We start from the raw sequence: 1,163 nt of genomic DNA on the forward strand, positions 1-1,163 counted from the left end.
CTATGCAGGCGTTCTATAATATTAATTAGCGTTGCACTTGGTGTGTTAATCTAAGAAATCATCGCTTTAAGACTATTGTTGTAAGATCACCATTTTAAATTCTCCGCTTTAAAACCACCGTTCTAAAAGATAGTACTATGTTGAAAATAGCTTATTCTGAAGTGTTTCGTTATGTCGTACCTGAAAAACACCGCTTCCCTATGCAAAAATACACTATGATTCCTGAGCGCTTATTGCGTGAAGGCACCATTACTCTCGATAACTTTTTTGCGCCAAAACCGCTGACAGAAGCGGAGATCTTAACGACGCATACGGAAGAGTATTGGTATAAGCTCAAGACTCAAACCTTAACCCGCAAAGAGGCGCGACCTATCGGTTTTGAGATGACTGAGGCTTTAGTCGACCGCGGTCGGCATATCGCACATGCCACTTATGAGTGCGCGCTATACGCTCAGCAGTATGGGGTGGCGATGAATGTCGCCGGCGGCACCCATCACGCTTTTGCCGGTCATGGTGAGGGTTTTTGTGTATTTAATGATGTCTGTATCGCCAGCAACTTACTGCTAAACCGCGGACAGGCGAGCAAAATACTGGTTGTCGATTTGGATGTGCATCAAGGCAATGGCAATGCCAGTATTATGGCTGATGAGCCTAGAGTGTTTATCTTTAGCATGCACGGCGCCAGGAATTATCCTTTTCGTAAGCAAATCTCTGACTTAGATATTGAGCTTGATAACGATACTGGCGATGAAGAGTACTTGCGCGTATTAAAAGACACTTTGCCGCGCTTACTAGACGAGGTCGCCCCCGATATGATTTTTTATCAATCGGCGGTCGATGTACTAGCGACTGATAAATTAGGCAAGCTAGCGCTCACCCAAGCCGGCTGTAAAGCGCGTGATGAGTACGTATTGCAGCAAGCCAAAGACGCTGATATTCCAGTCGCTATTGTAATGGGCGGCGGCTATTCAGAGGATATTGAGGATGTCGTTGAGGCGCACTGTAATACTTTTCGGGTAGCGCAGCGGCTTTATTTCGGTAATGAGTAAACGGTTCATCGATAGTAGTCAATAATGAACCAGATATTAAATCTTTTACCCTTCACTTTATTAGGGCGTGTTGAACATTCACAAATGCGCACTGCTGATCGCTACTAGTTAATC

The 1,163-nt window shown here is 44.8% G+C and carries 1 protein-coding gene; it reads left to right on the forward strand.

Annotation, left to right across the window (positions count from 1 at the left end):
- The first annotated feature begins 137 nt into the window (after nt 1-137).
- Nucleotides 138-1,049, forward strand: coding sequence for a histone deacetylase (locus I3248_RS12100; RefSeq protein WP_238063987.1), 912 nt, complete (start codon nt 138-140; stop codon nt 1,047-1,049).
- The last annotated feature ends 114 nt before the right edge of the window (nt 1,050-1,163 follow it).

The sequence above is a fragment of the Psychrobacter sp. Ps3 genome (assembly GCF_022129275.1).
In the GTDB taxonomy this organism is placed as follows: domain Bacteria; phylum Pseudomonadota; class Gammaproteobacteria; order Pseudomonadales; family Moraxellaceae; genus Psychrobacter; species Psychrobacter submarinus.